This is a genomic window from Pseudomonas sp. 37 R 15, from assembly GCF_900004865.1.
Lineage (GTDB): Bacteria > Pseudomonadota > Gammaproteobacteria > Pseudomonadales > Pseudomonadaceae > Aquipseudomonas > Aquipseudomonas fluorescens_AM.
This window is the reverse complement of the sequence record NZ_CVTV01000021.1, coordinates 1-6,156: the sequence shown is the minus strand read 5'-3', so window position 1 is coordinate 6,156 and position 6,156 is coordinate 1. Positions and strand designations below refer to the sequence as shown.

6 protein-coding genes are annotated in these 6,156 nt (G+C 58.0%); 3 read left to right on the top strand and 3 right to left on the bottom strand.

Annotation, left to right across the window (positions count from 1 at the left end):
- The first annotated feature begins 71 nt into the window (after positions 1 to 71).
- Together BFQ04_RS30340 and BFQ04_RS07065 are read left to right on the top strand one after the other, a co-directional pair.
- Positions 72 to 374 carry a transposase gene (locus BFQ04_RS30340; RefSeq protein WP_065949522.1) on the top strand — a complete coding sequence of 101 codons (303 nt, stop codon included), beginning with the start codon at positions 72 to 74 and terminating at the stop codon, positions 372 to 374.
- A complete protein-coding gene (locus BFQ04_RS07065) occupies positions 371 to 1,207 on the top strand; it encodes an IS3 family transposase (RefSeq protein ID WP_065949523.1) in 837 nt (278 codons plus the stop codon). The genes BFQ04_RS30340 and BFQ04_RS07065 overlap by 4 nt, the downstream gene beginning before the upstream one ends.
- Before the next feature lie 200 nt (positions 1,208 to 1,407).
- Here the strand turns inward: BFQ04_RS07065 and acnB are convergent, their stop codons facing one another.
- Positions 1,408 to 4,017, bottom strand: a complete 2,610-nt coding sequence (acnB, locus tag BFQ04_RS07060) for a bifunctional aconitate hydratase 2/2-methylisocitrate dehydratase (protein WP_065950188.1) — start codon at positions 4,015 to 4,017, stop codon at positions 1,408 to 1,410.
- A gap of 395 nt (positions 4,018 to 4,412) precedes the next feature.
- Here acnB and BFQ04_RS07055 point away from each other — a divergent pair, with 395 nt between their 5' ends.
- Entirely contained in the window at positions 4,413 to 4,883 is a 471-nt protein-coding gene (locus BFQ04_RS07055; protein ID WP_065950187.1) for a DUF1289 domain-containing protein, read from the top strand.
- A 66-nt stretch (positions 4,884 to 4,949) separates the two neighbouring features.
- Here BFQ04_RS07055 and BFQ04_RS07050 read toward each other — a convergent pair whose 3' ends face one another.
- A complete protein-coding gene (locus tag BFQ04_RS07050) occupies positions 4,950 to 5,786 on the bottom strand; it encodes an IS3 family transposase (RefSeq protein WP_065949523.1) in 837 nt (278 codons plus the stop codon).
- Entirely contained in the window at positions 5,783 to 6,085 is a 303-nt protein-coding gene (locus BFQ04_RS30335; protein ID WP_065949522.1) for a transposase, read from the bottom strand. Before BFQ04_RS30335 ends, BFQ04_RS07050 begins: the two co-directional genes overlap by 4 nt.
- Positions 6,086 to 6,156 lie beyond the last annotated feature (71 nt).

Genomic DNA, 6,156 nt, shown 5'->3' with positions numbered 1-6,156 from the left:
TGAACTGGCCTAATGATTTTGGACACTTCAATCGGGCGCTATGATAGCGCCCAAATCTGAGGTGTTTGGTTATGCGTAAATCTTATTCGAGTGAGTTCAAGCTCAAGGCTGCCAGCATGGTGTTGGATGAAGGTCAGCCGGTTACCGAGGTGTGTGCCACCCTGGATATCGGCCCCACAGCCCTGCGCCGCTGGGTCGATCAAGTGCAAAAAGAACGCTTGGGCTCGACCCCGGTAGGGGCCAAGGCGATTACTGCTGATCAACGAGAAATCCAGAGGCTCAAAGCTCTGCTCAGAGAGAAAGACCTGGATATCGAAATTCTAAAAAAGGCCAGTGCTCTCCTGCTTTTGGACGCCAAAGATCATTCACGTTGATCGATGAGCTGGACGAGCAGTACGGCGTTAAAAGGTGTTGCCAGGCGTTTGGGGTCAACCGCAGTAGCTTCTACGCCTGGCGCCAGCGCCAAGGCAGAGCAAATCCTGAGAGGGATAAGCTCAAAGCCGCGCTGGTCAGGCACCACAAGGCGTCCAGAGAGTCGGCCGGTGCACGTACGTTGTCCAAGGAGCTACAAGCCAAAGGGCATCGTATCGGGCGTTATATGGCTCGCAGTTTGATGCGCGAAGCTGGCATCGCCAGCCGTCAGCGCAGGCGCCATAAGTACAGGTCGCCGGGCGTGGAGGCCTTGGTGGCGCCGCACGTGCTCAAGCGAAAATTTGATGTGACGGCGGTTAATCAGGTGTGGTGTGGCGACGTGACATATATCAAGGTCGGCAAGCGGTGGATGTACTTCGCCGCCGTTCTGGATTTGTACGCTCGCAGGATCGTGGGCTGGTCGTTCTCGATGATTTCTGATGCCAACCTGACCTGCGAAGCGCTACGCATGGCGGTTGAGCTACGCGGCCATCCCCAGGATGTGTTGTTTCATTCTGACCAAGGTTGTCAGTACACCAGTCATAAATTCCGAAACGAGCTGCTGAAACAGGGGTTTAGGCAGAGTATGAGCCGTAAAGGCGAATGCTGGGACAACGCCCCGATGGAGCGTTTCTTTGGCAGCTTGAAATCAGAGTGGGTGCCTGAAACGGGCTACAAACTGGAACATGAGGCCCGAGCAGACGTGCAGCGCTATGTCTCGCGCTACAACATCAGCAGGCCTCATAGCTACAACGACTACCGGTCGCCGGTCGTGAAGGAAAGGTTGGCGGCGTGAACCTTAATCAGTGTCCAAGATTACTTGACCAGTTCAGCTTGCCCCCGATAGCGGTGTGTCAGTGATAGATGTCTGGCTGATCGGCCGCCATCGGGGGCAAGCCCCCTCCCACATGTGTTTTGCGGTGTTGCTGATACTTTGTTCCAGGCAAAAAAAACGCCGCGTACCTTGCGATACGCGGCGTTTCCTACATCAACATCTTAGGCTTGAATCACCGGGATGTTGGCGCTTGCTGCGATCTTGCGGAACTCGGCGATCTGGTCGAAGTTCAGGTAGCGGTAGACGTCACTGGCCATGGTGTCCAGTTTCGCTGCGTAGCCCATGTACTCTTCGACAGTCGGCAGGCGACCCAGGGTAGAAGCTACTGCCGCCAGCTCAGCCGAAGCCAGGTAGACGTTTGCGCCATCGCCCAGACGGTTCGGGAAGTTACGGGTCGAGGTCGACACGACGGTCGAATTCGGTTCTACGCGTGCCTGGTTACCCATGCACAGCGAGCAGCCCGGCATTTCCATGCGTGCGCCAGCCTTGCCGTAGATGCCGTAGTAGCCTTCTTCGGTCAGTTGGTGAGCGTCCATCTTGGTCGGCGGCGACAGCCACAGACGGGTTGGCAGCTGACCCTTGACCTGCTCCAGCAGCTTGCCGGCTGCGCGGAAGTGACCGATGTTGGTCATGCACGAGCCGATGAACACTTCGTCGATTTTCTCACCGGCAACGCTGGACAGCAGACGGGCGTCGTCCGGGTCGTTCGGTGCGCAGAGGATCGGCTCGTTGATTTGCGCCAGGTCGATCTCGATGATTTCGGCGTATTCGGCGTCGGCATCGGCTTCCATCAGCTCCGGATTGGCGACCCAGGCTTCCATCGCTTGGGCGCGACGTTCCAGGGTGCGAGCATCGCCGTAGCCTTCGCCGATCATCCAGCGCAGCAGGGTGATGTTGGAGTTCAGGTACTCGGTGACGGAGTCTTTGGACAGCTTGATGGTGCAACCGGCAGCCGAACGTTCAGCCGAAGCGTCGGACAGCTCGAACGCCTGCTCCAGCGTCAGGTCGTTCAGGCCTTCGATTTCCAGGATGCGGCCGGAGAAGGCGTTTTTCTTGCCTTTCTTCTCTACGGTCAGCAGGCCAGCCTGGATCGCGTAGTAAGGAATGGCGTGCACCAGGTCACGCAGGGTGATGCCAGGCTTCATCTTGCCTTTGAAGCGCACCAGGATCGATTCCGGCATGTCCAGTGGCATTACGCCAGTGGCTGCGGCGAACGCCACCAGGCCCGAACCGGCCGGGAACGAGATGCCCATCGGGAAGCGGGTGTGGGAGTCACCACCAGTACCGACAGTGTCCGGCAGCAGCATGCGGTTCAGCCAGCTGTGGATGATGCCGTCGCCTGGACGCAGCGATACACCGCCACGGGTCATGATGAAGTCAGGCAGGGTGTGGTGGGTAGTCACGTCGATCGGCTTTGGATAGGCCGCGGTGTGGCAGAACGACTGCATTACCAGGTCGGTCGAGAAGCCCAGGCACGCCAAGTCCTTGAGTTCATCACGGGTCATTGGACCGGTGGTGTCCTGGGAACCGACGGTGGTCATCTTCGGTTCGCAGTAAGTACCTGGACGAACGCCTTTGCCTTCCGGCAGGCCGCACGCCTTGCCGACCATTTTCTGTGCCAGGGTGAAGCCTTTGCCGGTGTCGACAGGCGCTTCAGGCAGCTTGAACAGGTCGGTAGGGCCCAGGCCCAGTTCGGCACGGGCCTTGTCGGTCAGGCCGCGCCCGATGATCAGCGGGATACGGCCGCCGGCGCGCACTTCGTCCAGCAGCACCGGGGTCTTCATTTCGAAGGTGGTGATGACTTCGTCGGTGCCGTGTTTGCAGACTTTGCCAGCATGCGGGTACAGGTCGATCACGTCGCCCATGTTCATGTTGGTGACGTCGAACTCGATAGGCAGTGCGCCCGCATCTTCCATGGTGTTGTAGAAGATCGGAGCGATCTTGCTGCCAAAGCAGAAGCCGCCGGCGCGCTTGTTCGGCACGTAAGGCACGTCGTCGCCGAAGAACCACAGTACGGAGTTGGTTGCCGATTTACGCGACGAACCGGTACCGACCACGTCACCGACGTAGGCGATCGGGAAGCCCTGGCCGCGCATTTCTTCGATCTGCTTCATCGGGCCGGTCTTGCCTTGCTCGTCCGGCACGATGCCTTCACGGGCCATTTTCAGCATGGCCAGGGCGTGCAGCGGGATGTCAGGGCGGGACCAGGCGTCCGGGGCAGGGGACAGGTCGTCGGTGTTGGTTTCGCCGGTGACCTTGAACACGCGCAGGCTGATCTTGTCGGCCAGGGTTGGGCGGTTGCGGAACCACTCGCCGTCAGCCCAGGACTGGATCACACCCTTGGCGTGTTCGTTGCCGTTGCGGGCTTTTTCCGCCACGTCGTGGAACGCATCGAACATCAGCAGGGTGTGCTTGAGCTGGGCGGCCGCGACAGGCGCCAATTCGGCGTCGTCCAGCAGCTCGACCAGCGTCACGATGTTGTAGCCGCCTTGCATGGTGCCAAGCAGTTCAACCGCGCGCTTTTTGTCGATCAGGGGGGAGGTGGCTTCGCCTTTGGCCAGGGCGGACAGGAAACCGGCCTTGACATAGGCAGCTTCGTCAACGCCTGGTGGAATGCGGTTGGTGATCAGGTCAACGAGGAATTCTTCTTCGCCAGCCGGAGGATTTTTCAGCAGCTCGACCAGGCCTGCGGTTTGTTCGGCGTTAAGCGGCTGGGGAACGATACCCAGGGCGGCACGCTCTTCGATATGTTTGCGGTAGGCTTCAAGCACAGTTATTACCCTCATCAGTGGTCCCACGGGACGCTCATCCAGGAATGACCGGCACGCGTGCGCTCGGGGGCTTTTTGGGCCGCAAAGCCAGCGCTGCCGGCATTCCTTACAGAAGCTGCTTTCAAAGTTTTACGCCTGCAGAACGGAGCTGATGAGGGTTGGCGCAAGCGTTGACCTACCGGGTCAAACCTGCGCCAACACCGTTCTGAAGGAACGACTGTGCTCGTGACGCTTTGAAAACAGCTTCCAGCGGATTATTGGCGCCTTACAAGGCCGGGTGATTCTACGGCAAAAAAAATCTAAAGGTAAGTTGCGTTGCCAAGTTTGCAGGGTGATCAACCTTAGACAAAGGGCTAACATGGCGCACTGTTTTCACTGATTTGCGTGTTTCGCCCATGCCCAACCAAACCATCAAGACCCCCTGCGTCGGCCTGTGCTCCACGGTCTACGGCGATCTCGTGTGCCGCGGCTGCAAGCGCTTTCACCACGAGGTAATCCAGTGGAATGGCTATAACGAAGAAGAAAAGCGCGCGGTCTGGCTCAGGCTCGAACAGTTGCTGGTGCAGGTGATGGCCGGCAAAGTCGAAGTTTTCGCTCCCAAGACGCTGCGCGGGCAACTGGAGCAGCGCAAGATTCGCTTTGTGCCGCACCAGTCCGAATATTGCTGGGCCTACCAATTGATTGCGCGTGGGGCGCGCGTGATCAATAACCTGGAGGCCTACGGCATGGTGCTGCTACCGGAGTTTCGCGATTGGACGCTGCCGCAGTTGCGCGATGCCATTGACCGGGAGTTCTTTATCCTTTCCGAGGCGCATTACCAGCGCTATATCGCGCCGGGCTTCCTGAAGGACGCATTCGCTGACTGATAATACAAATCCAAAGTGTGGGAGGGGGCTTGAACTGGTCAAGTAATCTTGGACACTGATTAAGGTTCACGCCGCCAACCTTTCCTTCACGACCGGCGACCGGTAGTCGTTGTAGCTATGAGGCCTGCTGATGTTGTAGCGCGAGACATAGCGCTGCACGTCTGCTCGGGCCTCATGTTCCAGTTTGTAGCCCGTTTCAGGCACCCACTCTGATTTCAAGCTGCCAAAGAAACGCTCCATCGGGGCGTTGTCCCAGCATTCGCCTTTACGGCTCATACTCTGCCTAAACCCCTGTTTCAGCAGCTCGTTTCGGAATTTATGACTGGTGTACTGACAACCTTGGTCAGAATGAAACAACACATCCTGGGGATGGCCGCGTAGCTCAACCGCCATGCGTAGCGCTTCGCAGGTCAGGTTGGCATCAGAAATCATCGAGAACGACCAGCCCACGATCCTGCGAGCGTACAAATCCAGAACGGCGGCGAAGTACATCCACCGCTTGCCGACCTTGATATATGTCACGTCGCCACACCACACCTGATTAACCGCCGTCACATCAAATTTTCGCTTGAGCACGTGCGGCGCCACCAAGGCCTCCACGCCCGGCGACCTGTACTTATGGCGCCTGCGCTGACGGCTGGCGATGCCAGCTTCGCGCATCAAACTGCGAGCCATATAACGCCCGATACGATGCCCTTTGGCTTGTAGCTCCTTGGACAACGTACGTGCACCGGCCGACTCTCTGGACGCCTTGTGGTGCCTGACCAGCGCGGCTTTGAGCTTATCCCTCTCAGGATTTGCTCTGCCTTGGCGCTGGCGCCAGGCGTAGAAGCTACTGCGGTTGACCCCAAACGCCTGGCAACACCTTTTAACGCCGTACTGCTCGTCCAGCTCATCGATCAACGTGAATGATCTTTGGCGTCCAAAAGCAGGAGAGCACTGGCCTTTTTTAGAATTTCGATATCCAGGTCTTTCTCTCTGAGCAGAGCTTTGAGCCTCTGGATTTCTCGTTGATCAGCAGTAATCGCCTTGGCCCCTACCGGGGTCGAGCCCAAGCGTTCTTTTTGCACTTGATCGACCCAGCGGCGCAGGGCTGTGGGGCCGATATCCAGGGTGGCACACACCTCGGTAACCGGCTGACCTTCATCCAACACCATGCTGGCAGCCTTGAGCTTGAACTCACTCGAATAAGATTTACGCATAACCAAACACCTCAGATTTGGGCGCTATCATAGCGCCCGATTGAAGTGTCCAAAATCATTAGGCCAGTTCA

Excerpts from the sequence above, each read along its gene's own strand:
- BFQ04_RS30335 (WP_065949522.1), bottom strand. The coding sequence starts at position 6,085 with ATGCGTAAATCTTATTCGAGTGAGTTCAAGCTCAAGGCTGCCAGCATG.
- BFQ04_RS30340 (WP_065949522.1), top strand. The coding sequence starts at position 72 with ATGCGTAAATCTTATTCGAGTGAGTTCAAGCTCAAGGCTGCCAGCATG.
- BFQ04_RS07055 (WP_065950187.1), top strand. The coding sequence starts at position 4,413 with ATGCCCAACCAAACCATCAAGACCCCCTGCGTCGGCCTGTGCTCCACG.